Here is a 23483-nt window from a genome sequence, read left to right as displayed (position 1 = left end):
CTTATGAAGTTTATAGATTTTCATTGTGATACAGCATCACTTATGCTACATGAAAACAAAAGATTAGCAGAAAGTGATCTAAAAGTAGATATTAAGAAGTTGAGAGAAGGCGAGGCTCTAGCACAGTTTTTTGCCTTGTTTATAGATAAAGAATATAGAAGTGATACCTATGAGTATTGTAAAGATATGCTTGGAAATTTTAAGGGAGAATTAAATGAAAACTCAAAGGATATAATGCTTTGTAGAAATATAAATGATTTGAAATTAGCAGAAGAAGATAATAAGATAGGAGCATTTTTAACTATAGAAGGTGGAGATGCTATTTGTGGTGAGGTAGATAAACTTAAGGAATTTAAAAAAGAAGGAGTATCATTAATGACCTTAACTTGGAATTATGTAAATGATCTTGGTTATCCAAATTATGAGTTTAAGTATAAGGACAATGGACTTACCTCAACAGGAATAGAAGTGATAGAAGAGATGAATAGACTAGGGATGCTTATAGATGTATCTCATTTATCAGATGGTGGATTTTATGATGTTATAAAATATTCTAAAGAACCAATAATAGCTTCCCATTCAAATAGTAGAGTACAAACAGGACATAGTAGAAATTTAACAGATCACATGATAAAGGTTTTAGCTAACAATGGAGGGTTAACAGGAATAAACTTCTGTAATGCTTTTTTAATGGAAGAAGGCTGTAATGCTTCAGATTTAGCTTTAATAAAGGATATGGTAAGACATATAAAGCATATAAGAAATGTTGGTGGAATTGATATAATTGGATTAGGATCTGACTTTGATGGAATAGAAAATGAAGTTGAAATAACTGATTCTAGTAAAATGGGATTGCTTTTAAAGGCTCTTGAAAAAGAAGGTTTTAAAGAAGAGGAAATAGAGAAAATATTCTACAAAAATGCTAAGAGAATAATAAAAGACGTATTAAAGTAAAGCTCTGTTTTAAGTTTGTGTTGATTTCTAGCTATATCTTCAGACCTAACTTAATTTCGCGAAGAGTTTCTATTGTATATGAAACTCTAATGCTCATTAAGATGGTCTATCATCTATATCTAGAAATCAACATTACTTTAAAACATAGATTAGAATAATAATACTTAGTAAGTTATTTAAAGGTGTAAAAACTTTATTAGAATATATAGAGAAAAACACATGTTGTTTAAGAAAGAAGGATAATAAGATGGAGAAGAAGTTAGTAGGTAAGGTAGCTTTTGTGACAGGGGCTTCTAAGGGGATAGGAAGAGGTATAGCAATAGAGTTAGGTAAGGCTGGTGCATTTGTATTAGTTGGATTTAATAATGATTATGAAGGAGCTTGTAAGACTGTTAATATGATTAGGGACTTGGGTGGAAATGCTGAGGTCCTAGGTGGAAATATAGCTAAAAAAGATCATAGGGAAAATATGATAACTACTATTGGGATGAATTTTGGAAAGCTTGATATTTTGGTTAATAATGCTGGAATTTCAAAAGTTGGACTTTTCATGGATACTAGTGATGAAGAATTGGATTCAGTAATGAATATAAATCTTATAGGAGTTATGAAACTTACTAGAGATTCTATAGACTTATTGAGAAAAGGAAATAAACCTTCAATAATAAATATTTCTTCTATATGGGGAAATGTTGGAGCTTCTTGTGAAGTTATTTATTCAGCTACTAAAGGAGGAATAAATTTATTCACTAAAGCTTTAGCTAAAGAAATATCACCATGGGGAATTAGAGTAAATGCCATAGCACCAGGAGTTATAAATACAGAGATGAATGCATGGCTTAGTGAGGAAGATAAAAATAGCTTAGAAGAAGAAATACCTATGAGTAGATTTGGAGAAATTGAGGAGATAGGAAAAACAGCAGTGTTTTTAAGCTCAGAAGATTCTTCATACCTAACAGGACAAATAATAACTGTTGATGGTGGTATGTTATAGAAATATACTTTATAAGTTTTACAGACAAGTTTTAAAATGAATTAATGAAGAAATTGTAATATTAAAAATGGACTATATCAAATTGATATAGTCCATTTTTAATTAGCTTAGATAGTTTCATCTTCGCTTATTTCTTTAGATTTTTTTAGAATAAAGTAGAACTTAACTCCATCTTCAGTATTATTTGCTCCAAATTCACTATTATGAAGTTGAAGAAGATTTTTTACTATAGATAAGCCAAGACCGGTACTTCTAGCACCTCTATTTCTAGACATATCACCTCTATAGAATTGATTCCAAATCTTACTTAGTTCTTCTTCAGGTATATGAGAACCAGTGTTTTCAATGGAGAAGTAAATACTATCTTCATCTTTTTCATGAATATCGATTATTATGTCACTTCCAGGTTCAGAATATTTTATTGCGTTAGTAACAAAGTTTGTTATTACTTGCTCAATTTTAAAGTCATCTCCTTCAACATAAAAATCTATTTCTGGAGAGTATTCTCTTATCACGTTTAAATTATTATTATTTATTTCAACAGCATTTTTCATAAGAACTTCCTCTGTAAGATCAGTTAAAGAAAAATCTATTATGTGAAGTTCTATTTTACCGGATTCAAGCTTTGAGAGTTCTAGCATATCCATAACTAATTTATTCATTTTTTCAGCTTCATCAATAATAATATCTAAATAAACATCTCTGTCATTATCATCTACTATGCCATCTTTTATTCCCTCAGCATAGCCAGAAATAATTCCAATTGGGGTTTTAAGTTCATGAGAAGCTCCAGCAATAAAATCTTTTCTAAGTTTTTCAAGCTCTCTTTCCTTTTCTATATCTTCTTCAAGTTTCTTGTTTTTCACTTTTAAGTCATCAAGAGCATTAGAAAGATTTTTAGATAAGAAGTTTAAAGTCTTGGCTAGATTACCTATTTCATCTTCCCTATTAATATCGCACTTTTCAGAGAAATCCATGGCACTCATCTTTTTAGCTGACTTATTTAATTTAACAAGAGGCTTTGTTATTAAGTTTGAGAATACATAGGATAAAATAAGTCCAATCACACCAACTATCAATAAGATATATTTATAGAAATCCTTTATTAAGTCACTGGCTTCTTCTATTGGTTGAAATGGCGTTATTGCTATAACAATAGAGTCATTTCTAGAGTGAAAAGAGAAAGGTGCCATGCATACTATATATTTTGTAGAGTATTTTTTACTATTAAAAATAGTAGTTACTCCAGTATTTGAATTCAAAAGCTGTTTAGCAAAATCAGGTTCACTATAAAGCTCCATGAAAATATCATTTAAATAGTCTTCAGCCTCAGAATTTTTTGAGTCATTTGGATCAGTAAGATATTTAGGAGTACTGTCTATAGAATATATTCCTATTTTGGCATTGTTCTCTAGCTCAAATAAACTTAATGCTGTATATAGGGAACCTGTATTTTTTATATCATAAGCATATAGTGCTCTAAATTTTAGAACCGCATTATTCAAATCAGAACTTTTTCTTTTAAAATAAAATTCTTGAAAAAATGTCATTTGAAATACCATTGTGAATAATGTTAGAAATATTATAATACCAAAGGTAATAATAAATAATCTTTTTGAAATTTTTTTCTTCACTATTTCACCTCAAACTTATATCCGCTTCCTCTTACAGTAGCTATGTAATTAGATTTGTCTAATAGTTTTTCTCTAAGTCTTTTAATGTTAGTATCTACAGTTCTTATATCTCCAAAGTAGTCATAACCCCAAACATTATCTAAAATTTTGTCTCTAGATAAAGCTATACCTTCATTTGATGAAAGATACATAAGTAAGTCATATTCTTTTGGAGATAGAAGAATTTCAGTACCATTTATTCTAACTTCATGTGAAAGTTTATTTATTGTAAGACCATTAAAGTCTAATATATTCTTATCGTCAGGAGTACCTGTTCTTTTTAATAGGGCTTTAGCTTTAGCAAGTAAAACCTTTGGACTAAATGGTTTAGTCATATAATCATCAGCGCCAAGTTCATAACCTAAAAGCTTATCTTCCTCTTGGCTTTTTGCAGTAAGTAATATTATTGGAGTGTTAGAAACTTCCCTAATATTTCTACAAACAGAAAGACCATCTAATTTTGGCATCATTATATCTAAAATAGCTAAATCTACAGCATTTTCAGAAAATATTCTAAGAGCCTCCTCACCGTCAGAAGCCTCTAATATATTAAAACCTTCTTTTCTGAAATAATCTCTTACCAGAAATCTAATACGAATTTCATCTTCAACAATCAATACCGTTTTATTCATATAACCACCAACCTTTAAAAAATATTGTTTTAACTTACTTAATATTATACAATGAAAACTAAGGTTTATATAAATAATTTTAGGGGAGTTTTTAATGAAGAGATGGACTTTTGATGAAAATACTATAATTTTACCCAATGGGTTAAAAGTTATAACAATAAAAAAAGATACTAGAATGGCTTCTATAAATGTTGGAGTTAATATAGGTTCTTTATATGAAGAGGAAAAAGAATTAGGTATGAGCCACTTTGTTGAGCACATGCTTTTTAAGGGAACTAAGAATAGAAATAATGAAGAATTAAATAAAGAATTAGAATTTTTAGGTGGAGATTATAATGCCTATACTGATTATATATCAACAGTATATAGTATAAACTGTCTAGATGAAGAATTTGAAAAGGGAATTGAGCTTTTAGGAGATATGATTTTAAATTCATCCTTTGATGAAAAGGAAATGAAGAAAGAAAAAGGTGTTGTTTTATCAGAAATAAGAAGTGATAAAGATGACATTGAAGATCTAAGCCTAAGTAGAACTCATGAATACGCATTCTCTAAATCATCTCTTAGAAATTCCATAGCGGGCACAGAAAAACATGTTAAAAGTTTTAAAAGAAAACAAGTTTATGATTTTTATAAAAGATATTACACACCTGATAACTGTGTAATAGTAACTGTAAGTGCATTTAGCCATGAACAGATGCAGAAAATAATAATTGATTTCTTTGGTGAATGGGAAGGAACTTGTGGGGAAAAGCCTGAGATAATAAAAGAGAAAAATAAAAATGTTGTAGAGACATCATATAAATCTCAAATAGAGCAAGGGACTGTAACATATCTTTATGCCTTTGAAGAGGTTGAAGAAGGAGATAAACTTCCACTGAAGATTTTAAGCTATAAGCTAGCTGAAAGTTCAAACTCAATATTATTTAGAGAGTTAAGAGAAGAAAGAGGACTAGCGTATGATGTTTATAGTCAAATGGATTTAGATGAAAATGTTAATACAATGAATATTTTTACATCAGTTAGAGAAGAATCAATAGATGAAGTTATGGAAGTCATTGATTCAGCTATTGATGATATCAAAAATAAAGTTATAAACTTTGATGAAGATATGCTTTGTATGATGAAAAAAACTCATAAAACAGGAGTTGTTTCAACACTAGAAGATTGTAGTAGTCTTTGTGGCTATGTTTTAGTTCAGAGTTTAGCTGGTAAGGATATAACTGAGTTTATAGATAGTATGGAAGAGCTAGAAAAAATGACAGTAGATGATATATATAGGGTTTGTAACAAATACCTAAATAATCCTACTATACACATATTAAGACCAATGGAGTAGAAACAATGGGGAAAATAACAAGTATAGAAGTTCAAAAGAAAAATCAGAACAGAGTAAATGTATATGTTGATAATGAATATACATTTGCCTGTGATGCAGAGCTTATTTACAAGCAAGGAATACAAAAAGATTCAGTGATAGATGTAGAAGTCATTACTGAAATTGCAAAAGAAGATAACTTTATAAAATGTAAAAATTCAGCACTTAAAACTGTAGAAAAAACTTATAAAACAGAAAAAGAATTAAGAGATAAACTTATAGATAGAGGGTTTGAAGAGGATACAATAAATAGAGCAATTGATTTTCTAAAGGAGTATAATCTTTTAAATGATGAAAAATATGCAGAAATGTATATAAAAGATAGATTAAGAACTCAAGGAAGAAATAAAATAAAGTATGCTCTTATAAGAAAAGGAATTAGTGAGGAGTTACTTTCAGAAAAACTATCAGAGATTGACAGTGAAGATGAGAGTGATGTTGCTTTTAAATTAGCAGAAAAGAGATTTAATATACTAAAGAAAAAAGAAAGTGATAAATACAAATTATCTCAAAAATTATTTAGATTTCTTATGTCAAAAGGTTACGACTTTGAATGTTGTAATAGAATAGTGAGAAAATTAACTAATAATGAATTAATGGAGTAGATAGGATGAATTTTAACTTAATAGATATAATTATAGTTTGTTCCTTTATACTACCTTTAATTATTTCTTATAAAAGAAAATTTAATATTATAAGAATAAAGCATAGTATTGAGGAGCTTGGAGGATACTTAGCCTTCTTTTTAGCTTTGTATTTAAGTTTTATCTTTATAAAAAAAGTTAATGTAATAGAGAAGGCTTTTTCTATTTTAGTAGTAGAATTTAATTCTTTAATATCAGGATTAAACATTTCACCTCAAGTAATAATTGCATTGATAGTTTTATTCCTAACGTTAATACTATATTTCTTAGTAAGATTTGTGTTCTTATTGTTTAATTTTATAATAGTAAACCCAATCTTAAAATGGCTAAAGAATGCAGAAGCTAAGAGAGGTAAAAAATTTGGAAAGAGAGCGGCCTTAATTTTAAATATACCTAAAGCCATATTTTATATGGTGATAAGTACTCTTGTTATTGTTATATTAGGCAGTAATGGATATTTAGGTAGTAAGATGGAAGAGTTGACAGTAAACTCAAAATCCTATGAAATACTTAAGGACAATGACTATTATGCAGCTCTTACTAGAGAGTATAAATCATTTCATGAGGAATATGAGAGTGCTTTTAGTAGAGGGGTAGAATCTGAGCCTAAGGAAGGTACTGAAAAAAGAGTTGAAAAACAAGTCAATGTAATAAATTTATACAATGGTGTAACTTTAGAGCAAGGAATAAAGTCAAATAAATATATCGATGAAAAAGCTATAGAGTTAACTAAAAATGCTAAAACAGATAAGGAAAAAGCTAAGATTCTATATAAATGGATAAGTGAAAATATAACCTATGATGATGAAAAGGCAAAGAATATAACAGGAGAACCCTCTCAGTATAAGTCAGGAGCTATAGAAGCTTTTGAAAGTAGAAGAGGAATTTGCTTTGATTATTCTTGTCTTTATGTAGCTATGGCTAGAGAAGTTGGTTTGAAGGTTAGAATAATAACAGGAGAAGGCTTTAATGGGAAGGAATGGGGACCACATTCTTGGAATGAAGTTTATCTTAAGGATGAAGATAGATGGATAACTGTTGACCCTACCTTTGGAAAAGCTGGTAACTACTTTGATAGCAGAAAAAACATAGATAGTCATAAAAATGCTGAAATAATAGGCGAGTGGTAAGAAAATAACCAAGCAAATTAATGCTTGGTTATTTTTATATATGTTAAAGGAGTTAGGGGCATTATTTAGTAAGTTTTGAAAGTATTAAATCTATAGCTTTTTCACAGTCGTGATCAGCATTATCTAAAGCCCAAGCTAGATTAAAATATCTTAAAGCTTTTGCGTTGTTATCAGTCATGGAGTAACAATATGCTAAATTGAAAAAATACTTTGAGTCTTGATGAAGCTCAAGAGCTTTAGTAATCATTCCTATAGCTTTTTCATATTGTTTTAATTTTATGTAACAAACACCGGCATTGTAATAACTATGACATTTACATTCGTCATTATCTAAGGCTTTTTTATAATAGTTTATGGCATCACTATAATTTTTGGTATTATAAAGTTCATTACCTTTAGAAAAATTACTCATACTTAGACCTCCTAAAAAATATCTAGTTTAATTATTAACTATTTTTGGAATAATATTCATTAAGGTATAATTTTCAATAAAATTTTTAAAAGTTAATTTATTTCGACTTACTTGACATAGCTTTTGAAAATGGTATAAGATATATCTATAATTTAAATAGTGATATAAACAGTGATAAAGAGGAGTAAAGGTAGGAATAGCTTTTCAGAGAGGAAATCCTAGGTTGTAAGATTTCTAAGCTTGATATCTTGAAGGTAGCTTTTGAGTTTCTTTGGTGAAATTATTAAAGTAATCAAAGACGGCAATTTCAGTCGTTAGTTTTTAGAGAGCCCTTAATTTTGAGGGAAAAAAGGTGGTACCGCGAGTTTTCGTCCTTTTATGGATTGAAGGCTTTTTTTATTGCCTAAAATTCTATTTAAATGGAAAATATAAAAGTTAAAAGACACTTCAAGAGAATTTTCTTGGTGTTTTAAATAAAGATAATAAATACATAAATGTGTTTAAATTTTAAGGAGGTTTGTCTTATGGATAACAAAAATATTTCTACAACGTATAATCCAAAAGAGTTCGAAGAAAGACTTTATAGCAATTGGCAAGAGAAAAAGTATTTTACTCCAGAAGTTGATAAGAGTAAAAAACCTTACACAATAATAATGCCACCACCAAACATAACTGGTAAATTACACTTAGGTCATGCACTTGATAACACACTTCAAGATATGCTTATAAGATTTAAGAGAATGCAAGGATACTGCACTTTATGGTTACCAGGACAAGACCATGCTAGTATAGCAACTGAAGTTAAGGTTGAAAACGAGCTTTTAAAAGAAGGTCTTTACAAGAAAGAAATGGGAAGAGAAGCTTTCTTAGAAAAAGTTTGGGAATGGACAGAGGAGTATAGAGAAAGAATCAGAGAGCAGCTTAAGAAAATGGGATGCTCAGCTGACTTTACAAGAGAAGCTTTCACAATGGATGAAAACTTAAGTAAGGCAGTAAGACATGTATTCGTTAAATTATATAAAGAAGGTTTAATATACCAAGGAAACAGAATAACTAACTGGTGTCCTAAATGTCAAACTGCTTTATCAGATGCTGAGATAGAGTATGAAGAGAAGGAAGGAAACTTCTGGCACATAAAGTATCCAGTAGTTGGTTCAGATGAGTTCTTAGAAATAGCTACAACTAGACCAGAAACTTTACTTGGAGATAGTGCAGTAGCAGTTAACCCTGATGACAAGAGATATGCTCATTTAGTAGGTAAGATGTTAAAATTACCTTTAACAGATAGAGAAATACCTGTAATCGCTGATGACTATGTTGATGTAGAATTCGGAACAGGAGCAGTTAAAATAACTCCAGCTCACGACCCTAACGATTTCGAAGTTGGTAAGAGACATAACTTACCACAAATCAGAGTTATGGATGATAGCGGTGTAATCAACCACTTAGGTGGAAAATATAAAGGCTTAGAGAGATACGAGGCTAGAAAACAAATGGTTGCTGACTTAGAGGAGTTAGGATTATTAGTTAAGATAAAACCTCATACTCACAACGTTGGTACTCATGATAGATGTGGTACTGTAGTTGAGCCAATCATATCAAAACAATGGTATGTAAAAATGCAATCATTAGCAGATCCTGCTATAGAAGTTGTAAGAAACAAGAAAACTAAATTCGTTCCAGAAAGATTTGAGAAGACTTACTTTAACTGGATGGAAAACATTCAAGATTGGTGTATTTCAAGACAGTTATGGTGGGGACATAGAATACCAGTATTCTACTGCCAAGATTGCGGAGAAATCATGGTTGAGTTAGATGACCCAACTAAGTGCTGTAACTGTGGATCAGAGAACATAGAGCAAGATAAAGACGTTCTAGATACATGGTTTAGTTCAGCTTTATGGCCTTTCTCAACTTTAGGATGGCCAGAAAGAACAGATGATTTAGAATTCTTCTATCCAACATCAACATTAGTTACTGGATACGATATAATATTCTTCTGGGTTGCTAGAATGATATTCTCAGGTATCCATAACATGGGAGAAACTCCATTTGATACAGTATTAATCCACGGTATCATAAGAGATGCTCAAGGAAGAAAGATGAGTAAATCATTAGGAAACGGTGTTGACCCATTAGAAGTTATAGATGAGTACGGAGCTGATGCTTTAAGATTCATGTTAGTAACAGGAAACGCTCCAGGAAATGATATAAGATACATCCCTGAGAGAGTTGAAGCTGCAAGAAACTTTGCTAATAAGATTTGGAATGCTTCAAGATTCGTTATGATGAACTTAGACAGAGATCTTATGGATAAATACAAAGACTGCAAAGAGTATAGCTTAGCAGATAAATGGATATTATCAAGAATGAACTCACTAATCAAAGAAGTTACTGAAAACATGGAAAAATATGAGTTAGGAATAGCTCTACAAAAAGTACATGACTTCTTATGGACTGAGTTCTGTGATTACTATATAGAATTAGTTAAGCCAGTATTATATGGTGAAGATGAAAAAGCTAAGGGCGTAGTATTTAATGTACTTTACACTGTATTAAATACAGGATTAAAATTATTACATCCAGTAATGCCTTTCATAACTGAAGAAATATATACTCACTTAAGCACTGAGACTGAGTCAATCACAATTGCTGAGTGGCCAACATATGATGAAGCTTTAGATAACGAAAAAGCTGAGAAGGATATGACATTCATCATGGAAGCTATAAGATCATTAAGAAATTTAAGAGCTGAGATGAACGTACCACCTTCAAGAAAAGCTAAGGTTATGGCTTACGCTTCAGAAGAGGCTAAAGATGCATTCATAAACGGTGGAGCTTACTTAGAGAAGCTTGCATCAGCATCAGAAGTTACTTTCTTAGATAATAAAGATAACTTAGATAATAACTTAGTATCAGTTGTTGTTAAGGGTGGAGAGTTATTCTTACCATTACTTGACTTAGTTGATAAAGAAAAAGAATTAGAAAGATTAAATAAAGAGAAAACTAAACTTGAAGGAGAAATCTTAAGAGTTGAGAAGAAGCTTTCTAATGAAAGATTCGTAAGTAAAGCACCAGAGGCTGTTGTTGCAGAAGAAAAAGCTAAAGGTGTTAAATACAAAGAAATGTTAGAAGCTGTTCTAGAAAGAATAGAAGCTTTACAATAATATTTAGCATGTTATTTATTTTTAACTAGACTTCAGGAATTACTTAATTTCGCAAAGTATTTCTATTATTCTTACATAGATAATGAAACACTAATTGCTCATTAAGATATTCTTTACGTTCTAGTTAAAAATAAATATTAGCTAAATCTTAGGAGTGTGTGGATAATTAACTTTAGGTTAGTTGGATACACACTCTATTATTATATTTAGGAGGGCTATATATGAGTATGAATTATGATGAAGCTATGGAGTATATTGTTACTGCTTCAAGGTTTGGTATGAATTTTGGGCTTGATAGAATTGAGAAGGTTTTGGAGTTTTTAGGGGATCCACATAGGGATACTAAGTTTATACATATTGGAGGAACTAATGGTAAGGGGTCAACTACAGCCATGATAACCTCTGTTTTAAGGGAAGCTGGATATAAGGTTGGAATGTATACATCTCCTTATTTAGAAGAGTTTGAGGAGAGAATACAGATTAATGGGGAAAATATAAAAAAAGAAGATTTAGCATTGCTTATGAATGATGTTAAGAATGCTATTGAGAAAGTTGTTGAGCTTGGGTATGAAAGTCCAACTCAGTTTGAAATAATAACAGCCTTAATGTTTTATTATTTCTCAAAGAAGAAAGTTGATTATGCAGTTTTGGAAGTAGGATTAGGAGGAAGACTTGATGCCACTAATGTTATTAGTCCAGAGTTAGTTATTTTAACATCTATTAGTTTAGATCACATGAATATACTTGGAGGCACAATAGCTGAAATTGCAGGAGAAAAGTGTGGAATAATTAAAGATGGTGTACCTGTTATTTCTTATCCTCAAGATGAAGAGGCATTAGAAGTTATAAGAAATAAAACACAAGAATTAGGCTGTGATTTAGAAGTTGTAGATTTAGAAAATTTAAAAGATATAACTATAGATAAGAAGAAACATGTTCAGAAAATAAAAGCTTTAGTTAAAGAAAAGGCTTTTGAAATAGATTTACCTTTACTTGGAGAACATCAAGTGAAAAATTGCTTAGTTGCATTAAGTGCTTTACAAACTTTGCATGATGTTGGGGTTAATATAAGTGAAGAAAGCATTAAAAGTGGAATTGGTAAGGTTAAGTGGATTGGAAGAATGGAAATTTTAAAAGAAAATCCACTAGTTGTAATAGATGGAGCTCATAATATAGATGGAATTAAAAGTTTAAGAAGAAGTGTAGATAAGTACTTTGATTTTGAAGAGATTACTTTAATACTGGGTATTTTAGGTGATAAGCAAGTAGATGAAATGATTTATGAGATTACTAATGGTGTAGAGAATGTGGTAGTAGTTGAACCTCATAGTGATAGAGCGGAGAATATAGATGAGTTAAAGGAAAAAGTAGAAGCTTTAGGAAAGACAACTTTTAAGTTTAATGAATATAGAGATGCGTATAAGAAGGGGTTAGAACTTGTTGGAGATAAAGATTTACTTTTAATATGTGGTTCTTTATATATGGTTGGAGATATGAGAAAAGCTATAAGAGATAAAAGTGAGCATGAACAATTAAGAACTATTAAGTATTAGGGTAATTTAAATAATTAAGATTTAGCTGCTTAAATAATATTTATAAAATTTGAATTGTTATTAACAAATAGTATATAATTTATTCATAAAATATATTATGGAAGTGGTTAAATATGAAGAGAGATCAAGAGATAAATGGGTTGAAAAATATAGAGTTTAAAATTATATTTCATGGAATTGTTGTTGGTCTTATTGTTGGATTTGTAATTATGATTTATAAGACCATAATAGGATTTGGAATAGAAGGATTTAACAAAATATATGCGTTTACTCGAAATAATCCGTATTATATAATTCCACTATTTCTACTACTTATAGCATTAGGATATATAGTTGGATTAATAGTAAAAAATAATCCTATGATAGCTGGAAGTGGAATACCTCAAGTTGAGGGAGAGTTAAGTGGAAAAATTAGTGTCAATTGGCTAAAAGTATTTAGAGATAAGTTTATTGGCGGGGTTATATGTATGGCCTCAGGACTTTCTCTTGGTAAGGAAGGACCTTCAGTTCAAATAGGAGCATCTATTGGAGAAGGATTTGCAAAAATATTTAAAAAAAGTGATTTTGAAAAAAGGCTTTTGATAACAGGAGGGGCAAGTTCTGGATTAGCGGTTATATTTAATGCTCCATTATCAGGAGCAATATTTGCTTTAGAAGAGGTTCATAGAAGTTTTTCATTACCTGTTATGTTAGCAGCTTTATCAGCATCACTTACTGGAGTTTTTATAGATAATCTTATCTTGGGAAATGAATTCTGTATAAATATTCCTTATAATTATGAATTACCTATTAAATATTACTGGACTCTTATAATTTTAGGAGCTGTATTAGGGATAAGTGGTTATATATTTAATAAAGGGTTATTAAAAACTCAAGATTTCTATGAAAAAACATTAGGGAAAATTCCCGTTCAGTTTAAAACAATAATACCATTTGTTATGACTGGAGTTTTAGCACTAACAATACCTAAGGTAATAGATGGTGGAGATTCATTGATAGAAAGCATAATCAATGGAAATGTGGCAATAAAGATGCTTTTATTGATATTGGTTATAAAGTTCATATTTACTTTCTTTAGTTACTCATCTGGAGTACCAGGAGGTATTTTCTTTCCACTATTAGCTCTAGGTTCAATAGTTGGAGCTATATTTGGAATAGTACTACATAGATATTTTGGAATGGAGAGTACTTTAATATTAAACTTTATAGTATTAGCTATGGCAGCACAATTTGCTTCAATAGTAAAAGCACCAATAACAGGGCTTATGCTTATAACTGAAATGACCGGTACATTTAATCATTTACTACCAGTTGCAATAACAGTTACAGTAGCTTACTTAGTATCTGATGTATTACAAACTAAACCAATATACGAAAGTCTTCTAGAGAGACTATTAAAGAAATTAAACATAAATTTTGACAGAGGAGTTAAGAAAAAAGAAGTTTTTGATTTCGAAGTTAAAATCGGTTCAGAGTTAGAAGGTAAAAAAGTAGAAGAAGTTAAATGGCCTAAAGATAGTCTTATTATAACAATTTTTAGAGGGGCAGAAGAGATAATACCTAATGGAGAGACTACGATTCAATCTGGTGATGTGCTAGAAATAATATTTAGCAAAGAAAAACAGGCAGAATATTATGATGAAATTTCAGAAAAAGCAGACTGTGGTATGTGTTCTAATAAATAAATTTTAATAAAAATATATTTTAGGGGTTATATCTAAACTTAATGATAAAGCTTAAGACAAATGTTTATAAGTTTTGTTATTAAGTATCTTGATATAACCCCATTTTTAGTTTTAACACCATTATTTATATTTGTTTATATTATAAATTATCTGAATTATGATCTTGTAAGCTTTTCTATAATTTCTTTATGAGCAGGATACTTAGAAATTAAATCTTCTCTTTCAAATAATTCAAAGTCTTTAAAATCAAAACCAGGAGCAACCATGCATCCAACTAGCGAAAAACCATCTTTGTTCATTGAAGAACCGAATATGTAGTTTTTTGGAACTAGTACTTGTGGAGATTCTCCATTTTCAATATTTAAGCCTAAGTGCTTTTCTATAAGTTCTCCATTAGGACTTATCATATATATTGTAAGAGCTTCACCAGCATGGAAATACCACATCTCATCTGATTTTAATCTATGAAAATTTGAAACTTCTCCAGTTCTTAACAAGAAATATATGCTAGTCCAAAGAAACCTCTCTTCGTTAATATGTAATGTGTTTTCAGGTAATTTGCTATTAGAGATGAAAGACTCTTTATAGTAGCCACCTTCTGGGTGGGCATTCATATCTAATGATTTGATAAAATAATCAGCTGAATAATTCATATTAATCCTCCTTATAAATAAAATTATGATTTATTGTTTAATCATAAATCATAAGTGGTATAATTACAAATAGAATTCTAAAATATAAATATAATATAAGTAATAAGAGTAGGGGGTATAGACTTGAATGATGAATTAGATTTTTATACAACAGGAGAAGAAATTGCAAATGCAATAACTCATGGAATAGGAGCACTATTAGCTGTTGTTGGAGCAGTATTACTTATAGTTTTTTCCTCTATGAGTGGAGATATTTACAAAATAATAAGCTACACAATTTTTGGTATAACTTTGGTCTTGTTATATTTGGGGTCAACATTATATCATAGTATACCAAATAAAAAGGCTAAGAGAGTTTTTAGGATAATAGACCATTCATCAATATATCTTTTAATAGCAGGAACATATACTCCATATGTTCTAGTTTGTTTAAGAGACAATAAAAAGGCAATGGCTATATTTATTATGATTTGGGTACTTACTATATTAGGAATAGTATTTAAGTCGATGTTTATAAATAAGTTTGAAAAGTTATCGACATTTATTTATATATTTATGGGATGGGCAGTAATCTTCGTTGTTAAAGATCTTTGGGTATCTGTACCGCATATGGCTATATTATGGCTTGCTATTGGTGGGTTGTTTTATACTTTAGGATGCATATTCTTTGTATGGGATAGACTGCCATATAATCATGCTATATGGCACTTGTTTGTTATAGGTGGAAGCGTTAGTCATTTCTTTTCAGTATTATTATACTTGTAAAATATAATTTGCTTTTTTGTAGCATAATTAAAAATACTTAAAGTAAAAAATTAATATAACAAAGATTAAAAGCTATATGAAACCTAGTTTAACTCAGATTTCATATAGCTTTTTATTGTAATAAATTTAATATAAACTTTATTTAATTGTTTTGAGTTGAGCCATTTGATGAAATATTACCATCACCTTCAGGTGTTTGATTACTATTTCCTCCATTTTCAGAAGAGCCCGAATTATTGTTTCCAGAGTTGTTATTAGTTCCTTCATCAGTAGTTGGTGGAGGAGTTACTTCTGGAGCAACAGGCTTTTCAGGTTCAGTTGGTTTTTCTATATCAGGAGTATTCTCTGTACCAGGTTTTGATGGCTCGGGATTGTTACTTCCAGAATTATTTGGTTTTTCTGGAGTAGGCTTATTACTATTAGAGTTATTATTGTTATTTGAACTTGGTTTTTTATTAGATATATTGTTACTACTACTAGGCACATATTCATAGTCAGGGTGAGAGGTATCGTCTTTAATATCATAGTGATTATAATATTTATTAACTATTGATTTAAAGTTGCTTGTATCTGGCTCGTAATTAGGATTATCATTGAAAATAAATTCTTGAAGAGCCTTAGAAGTTTCAACCTTGTCAATTATAAATACCCATCCTTTATTGTCTAATATACCACCATGTGAAATGCTATCTATTGGAACCCTAAATTGTTCAATTTCAAAGTTACAATCTTTACCTACTTGTAACGCTGTGAACCCATAATCCATAGCATTAGTTAAGGAAATATTAGTTTTTACATAAGGGAACAGTTCATTCATTAATGAAACAAGCTTAACGGTAGATGCATCCTTGACTTTTTCAAGAGCAAGCTGAAGAACAAGTCTTTGCCTTTCAGTTCTTTCATATTCACCATTTCCAACCTTACGAATTCTTGCATAAGAAAGAGCTTGGTAACCATTTAGGTTATATGTTCCAGGTTCAGGTAGTAAATCAGATTCAGAACCACCACCATCAAGTATATATTTATTAAGTTCATCTAATTCATAGTCTTTTATAGTAACTTCAACGCCACCTATGGAATCTATGACTTTGACAAAGGCGCTAAAGTCCACGATTACATAGTTATCTAGTTTTATACCAAAGTTATTTTGAATTGTCTCAATTGTTTTTGTAGGACCACCATAAGCAAAAGCATGGTTTAGCTTTTCTTCACCATGGCCATCAATTTCAACAAGCATATCTCTCATTAAAGAGGTTACTTTAAGTTTTTTATGGATATTATCTATTGTAAGTATCATTATAGAGTCAGATCTTGAAACATCTTCACCGGGTCTTGCATCACTACTAAGTAGTAAAATATTAGTTATGCCAGGTACCTCAGTAAAATTAATATTTTCATCTACAACATTAACCTTTGTAGGTTCTTTTTTACCTTCATATGAATGATTATAGAATCGCATTATAAAAAAACTTACTGATGAAATTATTACAGCTAGAATAGCTAATAAAGAAAACAGAAGTATTTTTTGCTTTTTACTAAAATTAAAGTGCTTTTTTTTATCCATAGGTATTTCCTTTCAATTAAAGAATAGTTAGAATTTACATTTAAACGTTTTAATAAAATGTAAAATAAATAGAATTTAATGTAATATCCTGTTGATATTATAATATTATTGTAATTAATAATAACATAATATGGGATATTACACATCACATTTACATGTTTATTAACAATTAGTTTAACAATAAAGGGATATACATAATAGTATATCCCTTTAAATATAAATTTTATGAACCTAAGTTTTGCTTCTTACTTTCAAGTCTATATTCTATAAATTTTTCAGTATAAATCTTAATTAAGGCAATTATAGGAACACTTAAGAACATTCCTAAAACTCCAAATAAGCCACCGCCTGCAGTAACTGCAAATATTATGAATAGTGGTGAAACGCCTACTTGATCTCCTAATATTTTTGGTCCTAAATACCATCCATCGAATTGTTGAAGTATGAATATGAATAAAAGTACCCATATTGCCATAGCTGGATTTACTATAAGTGTTAATATGAATGCTGGTATCATACCTATAAATGGACCGAAATAAGGAATCATATTTGTTAATCCAACTATAAATGCGATTAAAACAGAATATTGAGCTTTCATCAATAATAATCCTATATAACAAAGAACACCAATTATAAGCGAATCTATTATTTTACCAATTATAAATCTACTAAAAATATTATGAGCTTCAGCCATAAAGCTTATGAAAAGTTTTGATGACTTTTCTGATGGCATAACTGCAATAACAATTTTTTTACATCCTGCTAATAAAGTTTCTTTATCCATTAACATGTATATAGATATTATAAATCCAAATACAAATTTAACAACAGATGAAGTAATCTTTATAGTTTGAGTTAGTAAACTTCCAACTACATTAGAAAGTAATGCAGAAGTTTTTGAAATAAATTCTGCCGCAGATGTATTTAAATGGTTTAAATCTAATGGAACCTTTAAGTTTGCCAATGTTTGATTAATCCAATCTTCTGCTGAACTTGCATATTCTGTTAAATTGTTAAAAAGTTCAGATAAACTGCTAAATATTGTTGGAACAATAATTGCAATTAATATGTAAACACAAATTATTACTAGAATATAACTTATTATCAATGAAAGAGCTCTCTTAAGCTTAAATTTTTTCTCTATGAACATCATAAGAGGATTTATTAAGTAAGCTATTCCAAAAGCCCAAAAAAACGGTGTTAAAACAGATAAAAAAGGTTGAATTTCTTCACTAAAAATTATCTTAGCATTTAATATTAATCCAATTGCTATAGTTGAGACTAATATTAATGGGAGCCAATTAAAGTGAAAATTATGTTTCTTAAACAATTGTGTTTTCCCCCTGAAATTATATAAATTTTATATTGTTTTTTTGCTAATAATATATAGAAGGTTTATTAATCTTCTATAAGTGCATGAATTATTTTGTTGTATATATCAGAAGAATTAGTATTCCATTTGTTACAAATAGATTTAGCTTCTGTTTTAGAAGGAACACTTACATTTAAGTCTATTAATATAGTGTTATTTTCTATTGCCTTAAGGTTAACTATGAAAGAACTATCTTCTCCAACAGTATAATCTGCAGAGATACTTAACTCTTTTTTGATTTTTTCAGTATGCTTACGTACATATTCATCTATTAAGCTTAGTTTGTTTGGAGAGATTCTATCTTTGAAGAAAAATAATACCTTATCTCCTTTAGATGTTAAAACTATTATTTCTTTAGAATCATCTTGTTTTTCATACTTTAAGAATTCAGATGATATAAGCTCAGAAACATACTGTTGTAACATGAAATAATTTATAAAGCTATTTTCTAATACTATATCCGTTAGCTGAGTATTAGAAATAGGATATTTTAAGGACTTTATTATATATAAAAGAAGTAGTTTATTTTCGGCTAATTCTAATGTGCTATCATACATTTATGTTTTCCTCCATAACTGTTTTGAAATAATAATCCTATTATACCATATATGTTTTAAGATAATAAAGTTATTTGATTAAGATTAAAATATTAAGGAGTTGATATCATGAAAAATAAATTAAATATTTCAGATTATCTTTGCGTATCTTTCAGATTATTTTTTATTTGTTTAGGAATTATAATTATATCTTTTCAGAATGTTTTAGCAAAGGAAAAGTTGCCAATTCATTCTGTTGAAAGAGAAGATAAAAAAATAAGTCTTACTTTTGATGTGAATTGGGCAGAAAATGATTATCTATATGATATTCTAGATTTACTAGATGAAAATAATGTTAAGGCAACTTTTTTTATAATGGGAAAATGGGTAATTTATCCGGAAGGAAATGATAAAAAACTTTTAGAAATATACAATAGAGGGCATGAAATAGGAAATCATAGTTATGTTCATCCTAATTTTAAAAATATAGGTAGAGAAAGAATAATTGAGGAAGTGAAAAAAACAGAGTCTATAATTAAGGATACTGTGGGAATAAAGACAAAACTTTTTAGGTTTCCAAGCGGTTCTTTTTCAGAAGAAAGTTTAAATTTAGTAAATGATATGGAATATAAGTGTATTCAATGGGATGTTGATAGTGTTGATTGGAAGGGAGTAAGCAAAGAACAGGAATATAATAAAGTAATGAAAAATGTTAAGAGCGGTTCAATACTTCTTTATCATAACAATGGTAAATATACTGTAAACAACTTAAAGGAGATTATTCCTAAGCTTAAAGCAGAGGGTTACCAATTTGTTAAAATAAGCGACATAATATATGCAAATAGTTACGAAATAGATGACAATGGAAAACAAATGTTAATCAATCAGAAACAAAAAAACAGTTGAAATCGTTGAACAAAATGTATTATAATGGAAATAGTTATTAGATATACAGATAAATACAAAAAACATATTAAACTTATATGATTAAACACTAATGGGGAAAGGGGTTTAGGTTAAAATGGATAATTTAATGTTAAACAACAAAATTTATTTAGAAGGAACCGTAGTTTCAGAGCTATCGTTCAGTCACGAAATGTATGGAGAGGGGTTCTATACTTTCGATTTAGAGGTTATGAGGTTAAGTGATTCAAAGGATTTATTAAATATTACTGTTTCAGAAAGATTAATAACAACAATGGATTTAAAAGTTGGAACAGACATAATTGTTGAAGGACAATTAAGAAGTTATAATAAATTCATTGATGGAAATAACAAGCTTATCTTAACAGTATTTGCAAGAAACATAGAATACTGTGAGGAGAGAAGCAAGAATCCTAATGAAATATTCTTAGATGGCTTTATTTGTAAAGAGCCTATTTATAGAACAACTCCGTTTGGAAGAGAAATTGCTGATTTATTATTAGCAGTAAATAGATCTTACAATAAATCAGATTATATTCCAACAATAGCATGGGGAAGAAACTCAAGATTCTGTAAAACATTAGAAGTAGGGGATAACATAAGAATCTGGGGAAGACTTCAAAGTAGAGAATATCAAAAGAAAATATCTGAAACAGAAGTTGTTAAAAAAGTAGCATATGAAGTTTCAATTTCTAAGATGGAAAAGGTAAGTGCTGAAATAGAGCAAACTGATTCTGACGAAGAGATATCTTAATAAATAAAAAAAAGCCATGAGTTTTTCTCATGGCTTTTTTTTATTATTTTCTTAAATCATCTAAGATTTCTGTTTTATCTTTAGTTTTATCATCAACTGATTTAATTACTTTAGCAGGAGTTCCAGCAACAACTACACCAGCAGGTACATCTTCTACTACTACTGAGCCAGCAGCTACTACTGAACCTTTTCCAATTTTAACACCTTCTAATATTACAGCATTAGCTCCTATTAGAACGTCATCTTCTATTATACATGGAGTTTTGCTAGGTGGTTCTAAAACACCAGCAACAACAGCACCAGCACCTAAGTGAACTCTTTTTCCAAGTTGACCTCTAGCACCAACAACAGCATTCATATCTACCATTGTGCTTTCGCCTATTTCAGCACCTATGTTTATAACAGCACCCATCATGATAACAGCGTTATCTCCGATTGATACTCTGTCTCTTATTATTGCGCCAGGTTCTATTCTAGCGTTTATGTTTAATAGGTCTAACATTGGAATAGCTGAGTTTCTTCTGTCATTTTCAAGTCTGAAGTTTTCTATTCTTTCTTTATTTTCAGTTAAGAAAGTTCCAACTTCGTCACTTTCTCCAAATAATACATAGAAATCATTGTTTCCGTAACATTCTATTGAACCGAATTCTACACCTTCTAAGTTTCCTTTAACGTAAACTTTAACAGGAGTTGATTTTTTTACTTCCTTTATGAATCTAGCAATTTCATATGGATCTGTAAAGTTATAACTCATATCAAATTACATCCTTTCTTTATAACATTTTAAGTTTTATATATTTAATAAAATATAACACATAATATAGATTATTATAAACAAAAATGATTATCAATAAAAGAGTAAAGATAAAAAATTATTCTATTTAATAATATTTAGTAAATAGAATGTGTAAATATTTGAAATATATTATAAAATAGAATCTAAAGGAGTGATAAATATGGCAAGACTTAAAGAAGGATATGTTCAAGTATATACTGGGAATGGTAAAGGAAAGACAACAGCTGCCATGGGATTAGCTTTTAGAGCAGCAGGAGATGGGATGGAAGTGAAGGTAGTACAATTCCTTAAATCATGGAAAACAGGTGAATTAGAAGCTGCTAAAAAATTTGACAATTTAGAGATACTTAGATTTGAAAAAGTTAAAGGGTTTACTTGGGAATTAAGTGAAGAACAATTAGCCCAATTAAAAATAGAAGTTAGAGGAGCTTTTGATTTTGTTACTAAATTAGTTGAAGAGAGAGCTTGTGATATTTTAATTTTAGATGAAATAATGGCCTCACTTTCAGCTGGCTTTATATCAGAGGATGAAGTTGTGGAATTAATTGATAAAAAACCTAAAGATATGGAACTAATATTAACAGGAAGAAATGTTCCAGAGAAGATTTTAGACAAAGCTGATTTAGTTACAGAGATGAGAGAAATTAAGCATTATTATAAAAAAGGAGTTCCAGCAAGAGAGGGGATAGAATTCTAATGAATAAAAATGTTATTGGGGTAGAAATATCAGGAATAAGAAAATTTTTTAATGAAGTTGTTAAATATCCTGATGCTATATCTTTAACTTTAGGTCAACCTGACTTTAGTGTTCCAAAGAGAGTTAAAGATGCTATGATAAGGGCTATAGAGGAAGGGAAAACTACATATACTGCTAATGCTGGTATAGTTGAATTAAGAGAAGAAATATCAAATTTATTAAAAAATAACTTTGATATTAATTATAATAAAGATGAAATTATTATAACTGTTGGTGGAAGTGAAGGATTATATGCTGCTATGACTGCTGTTTTAAATCCAGGAGATAAGGTCCTAGTTCCTTCAATTGCTTATCCTGCATACGAAAGCATAAGTAAAATACTTGGATGCGAAGTAATAAATTATGAGTTGAATGAAGACTTTTCTGTGAATATTGATAGTTTAAAAGATGGGATAGCTAAAGGTGGAAAACTTTTAATTCTTTCTTATCCATGTAATCCTACAGGAGCTTTATTAAGTGAAGAAAGTAAGGATGAATTAATTGAGATTATCAGAGAAAATGATATATTAGCCTTAACTGATGAGATATATTCTTCATTATGTTTTGAAGGCGAGTATCAATCAGTAGCTCAATGTGCTGATATAAAAGATAAAATAATATATGTAAGTGGATTTTCAAAGATGTTTTCTATGACTGGCCTTAGAATTGGATATGTAGCTTGTGTAAAAGAGCTATATGATCAAATAATAAAGGTGCATCAATACAATGCTTCTTGTGCCACATCAATAGCTCAATGGGGAGCTTTAGAAGGCCTAAAGTCTTGCATGAGTGAGGTTGAAAGCATGAAGGAATCATTTAAGGAGAGAATGAACTTTACTTATAAGAGATTAGTAGAAATGGGATTAGATGTAGAAAAGCCAAAGGGAGCTTTTTATATTTATCCTAACATAAGTAAATTTGGATTAAGTTCAGAAGAGTTTTGTAAAAAACTTCTTTCAGAAGGTGGAGTTGCCTGTGTGCCAGGGGATGCCTTTGGAAAAGGTGGAGAAGGATACTTAAGAATTTCTTACTGCTATAGTATGAATGAACTGGAAAAGGCTATGGATGCACTAGAAAAATTCATAGATAAATTAGCATAATTGTTAATTAAAAGGTGCTATATCAAAACAACTTTTTGATATAGCACCTTTTTTATTTAAG

Annotated in this window: 21 protein-coding genes and 1 other annotated feature; of the genes, 13 read left to right on the top strand and 8 right to left on the bottom strand. The window is 29.6% G+C overall.

Annotated features, from left to right (window positions below; translation table 11 throughout):
- Nucleotides 1-3 precede the first annotated feature (3 nt).
- Together ACQZHJ_RS13375 and ymfI are read left to right on the top strand one after the other, a co-directional pair.
- Nucleotides 4-954 carry a dipeptidase gene (locus ACQZHJ_RS13375; RefSeq protein ID WP_430486045.1) on the top strand — a complete coding sequence of 317 codons (951 nt, stop codon included), beginning with the start codon at nt 4-6 and terminating at the stop codon, nt 952-954.
- Between the two features lie 247 nt (nt 955-1201).
- Nucleotides 1202-1948 carry an elongation factor P 5-aminopentanone reductase gene (gene ymfI / locus ACQZHJ_RS13370; RefSeq protein ID WP_430486044.1) on the top strand — a complete coding sequence of 249 codons (747 nt, stop codon included), beginning with the start codon at nt 1202-1204 and terminating at the stop codon, nt 1946-1948.
- A gap of 107 nt (nt 1949-2055) precedes the next feature.
- Here the strand turns inward: ymfI and ACQZHJ_RS13365 are convergent, their stop codons facing one another.
- Together ACQZHJ_RS13365 and ACQZHJ_RS13360 are read right to left on the bottom strand one after the other, a co-directional pair.
- Nucleotides 2056-3582 carry a HAMP domain-containing sensor histidine kinase gene (locus tag ACQZHJ_RS13365; protein ID WP_430486043.1) on the bottom strand — a complete coding sequence of 509 codons (1527 nt, stop codon included), beginning with the start codon at nt 3580-3582 and terminating at the stop codon, nt 2056-2058.
- Complete coding sequence (locus ACQZHJ_RS13360; RefSeq protein ID WP_430486042.1) at nt 3582-4253, bottom strand: response regulator transcription factor; 672 nt, start codon at nt 4251-4253, stop codon at nt 3582-3584. The genes ACQZHJ_RS13365 and ACQZHJ_RS13360 overlap by 1 nt, the downstream gene beginning before the upstream one ends.
- Before the next feature lie 94 nt (nt 4254-4347).
- On the opposite strand from ACQZHJ_RS13360, the gene ACQZHJ_RS13355 reads away from it, so the two are divergent.
- From ACQZHJ_RS13355 to ACQZHJ_RS13345, 3 genes are read left to right on the top strand one after another with little or no spacing between them, the layout of a single operon-like run.
- Complete coding sequence (locus tag ACQZHJ_RS13355) at nt 4348-5592, top strand: M16 family metallopeptidase (protein WP_430486041.1); 1245 nt, start codon at nt 4348-4350, stop codon at nt 5590-5592.
- 5 nt (nt 5593-5597) lie between these two features.
- The gene (gene recX / locus ACQZHJ_RS13350) at nt 5598-6236 is read left to right on the top strand and encodes a recombination regulator RecX (RefSeq protein WP_430486040.1); all 639 of its coding nucleotides are present in this window, start codon (nt 5598-5600) and stop codon (nt 6234-6236) included.
- A gap of 5 nt (nt 6237-6241) precedes the next feature.
- Nucleotides 6242-7405 carry a transglutaminase domain-containing protein gene (locus ACQZHJ_RS13345; RefSeq protein ID WP_430486039.1) on the top strand — a complete coding sequence of 388 codons (1164 nt, stop codon included), beginning with the start codon at nt 6242-6244 and terminating at the stop codon, nt 7403-7405.
- A 61-nt stretch (nt 7406-7466) separates the two neighbouring features.
- Here the strand turns inward: ACQZHJ_RS13345 and ACQZHJ_RS13340 are convergent, their stop codons facing one another.
- Nucleotides 7467-7817, bottom strand: coding sequence for a tetratricopeptide repeat protein (locus ACQZHJ_RS13340; protein WP_430486038.1), 351 nt, complete (start codon nt 7815-7817; stop codon nt 7467-7469).
- Between the two features lie 162 nt (nt 7818-7979).
- Nucleotides 7980-8196 (top strand) — a binding site (T-box leader).
- 145 nt (nt 8197-8341) lie between these two features.
- Here ACQZHJ_RS13340 and ACQZHJ_RS13335 point away from each other — a divergent pair.
- The 3 genes from ACQZHJ_RS13335 (at nt 8342) to ACQZHJ_RS13325 (ending at nt 14222) form a co-directional block, all read left to right on the top strand.
- Nucleotides 8342-10984: a valine--tRNA ligase gene (locus ACQZHJ_RS13335; protein WP_430486037.1), complete on the top strand. Its 2643-nt coding sequence runs from the start codon at nt 8342-8344 to the stop codon at nt 10982-10984.
- A 227-nt stretch (nt 10985-11211) separates the two neighbouring features.
- Nucleotides 11212-12537, top strand: coding sequence for a bifunctional folylpolyglutamate synthase/dihydrofolate synthase (locus ACQZHJ_RS13330; protein WP_430486900.1), 1326 nt, complete (start codon nt 11212-11214; stop codon nt 12535-12537).
- Nucleotides 12538-12650: 113 nt separating this feature from the next.
- Nucleotides 12651-14222, top strand: a complete 1572-nt coding sequence (locus ACQZHJ_RS13325; RefSeq protein WP_430486036.1) for a chloride channel protein — start codon at nt 12651-12653, stop codon at nt 14220-14222.
- Nucleotides 14223-14377: 155 nt separating this feature from the next.
- Here the strand turns inward: ACQZHJ_RS13325 and ACQZHJ_RS13320 are convergent, their stop codons facing one another.
- Nucleotides 14378-14875, bottom strand: a complete 498-nt coding sequence (locus ACQZHJ_RS13320) for a cupin domain-containing protein (RefSeq protein WP_430486035.1) — start codon at nt 14873-14875, stop codon at nt 14378-14380.
- Nucleotides 14876-14998: 123 nt separating this feature from the next.
- Here ACQZHJ_RS13320 and trhA point away from each other — a divergent pair, with 123 nt between their 5' ends.
- Nucleotides 14999-15640: a PAQR family membrane homeostasis protein TrhA gene (gene trhA, locus ACQZHJ_RS13315; RefSeq protein ID WP_430486034.1), complete on the top strand. Its 642-nt coding sequence runs from the start codon at nt 14999-15001 to the stop codon at nt 15638-15640.
- A gap of 142 nt (nt 15641-15782) precedes the next feature.
- Here the strand turns inward: trhA and ACQZHJ_RS13310 are convergent, their stop codons facing one another.
- From ACQZHJ_RS13310 to ACQZHJ_RS13300, 3 genes are all read right to left on the bottom strand, one after another.
- Entirely contained in the window at nt 15783-17204 is a 1422-nt protein-coding gene (locus ACQZHJ_RS13310; protein ID WP_430486033.1) for an LCP family protein, read from the bottom strand.
- Nucleotides 17205-17427: 223 nt separating this feature from the next.
- Complete coding sequence (locus tag ACQZHJ_RS13305) at nt 17428-18534, bottom strand: AI-2E family transporter (protein WP_430486032.1); 1107 nt, start codon at nt 18532-18534, stop codon at nt 17428-17430.
- Nucleotides 18535-18602: 68 nt separating this feature from the next.
- A complete protein-coding gene (locus tag ACQZHJ_RS13300; protein WP_430486031.1) occupies nt 18603-19133 on the bottom strand; it encodes a DUF4364 family protein in 531 nt (176 codons plus the stop codon).
- A 108-nt stretch (nt 19134-19241) separates the two neighbouring features.
- Here ACQZHJ_RS13300 and pdaB point away from each other — a divergent pair, with 108 nt between their 5' ends.
- Both pdaB and ACQZHJ_RS13290 read left to right on the top strand, forming a co-directional pair.
- Entirely contained in the window at nt 19242-20018 is a 777-nt protein-coding gene (gene pdaB / locus ACQZHJ_RS13295) for a polysaccharide deacetylase family sporulation protein PdaB (protein ID WP_430486030.1), read from the top strand.
- 115 nt (nt 20019-20133) lie between these two features.
- Nucleotides 20134-20790 carry a single-stranded DNA-binding protein gene (locus tag ACQZHJ_RS13290; RefSeq protein WP_430486029.1) on the top strand — a complete coding sequence of 219 codons (657 nt, stop codon included), beginning with the start codon at nt 20134-20136 and terminating at the stop codon, nt 20788-20790.
- A gap of 43 nt (nt 20791-20833) precedes the next feature.
- On the opposite strand, the gene dapD is transcribed toward ACQZHJ_RS13290, so the two are convergent.
- On the bottom strand, nt 20834-21544 hold the full coding sequence (gene dapD / locus ACQZHJ_RS13285; protein ID WP_430486028.1) for a 2,3,4,5-tetrahydropyridine-2,6-dicarboxylate N-acetyltransferase: 711 nt from the start codon (nt 21542-21544) through the stop codon (nt 20834-20836).
- A 202-nt stretch (nt 21545-21746) separates the two neighbouring features.
- Here dapD and ACQZHJ_RS13280 point away from each other — a divergent pair, with 202 nt between their 5' ends.
- Together ACQZHJ_RS13280 and ACQZHJ_RS13275 are read left to right on the top strand one after the other, a co-directional pair.
- A complete protein-coding gene (locus tag ACQZHJ_RS13280; protein WP_430486027.1) occupies nt 21747-22283 on the top strand; it encodes a cob(I)yrinic acid a,c-diamide adenosyltransferase in 537 nt (178 codons plus the stop codon).
- Complete coding sequence (locus ACQZHJ_RS13275) at nt 22283-23422, top strand: pyridoxal phosphate-dependent aminotransferase (protein WP_430486026.1); 1140 nt, start codon at nt 22283-22285, stop codon at nt 23420-23422. The genes ACQZHJ_RS13280 and ACQZHJ_RS13275 overlap by 1 nt, the downstream gene beginning before the upstream one ends.
- Nucleotides 23423-23483 lie beyond the last annotated feature (61 nt).

Origin of the sequence: Clostridium sp. B9, from assembly GCF_050509515.1 — a bacterium.
In the GTDB taxonomy this organism is placed as follows: Bacteria; Bacillota; Clostridia; order Clostridiales; family Clostridiaceae; genus Sarcina.
The sequence above is the reverse complement of the archived record's forward strand: the minus strand, read 5'-3'. Positions and strand labels throughout refer to the sequence as shown.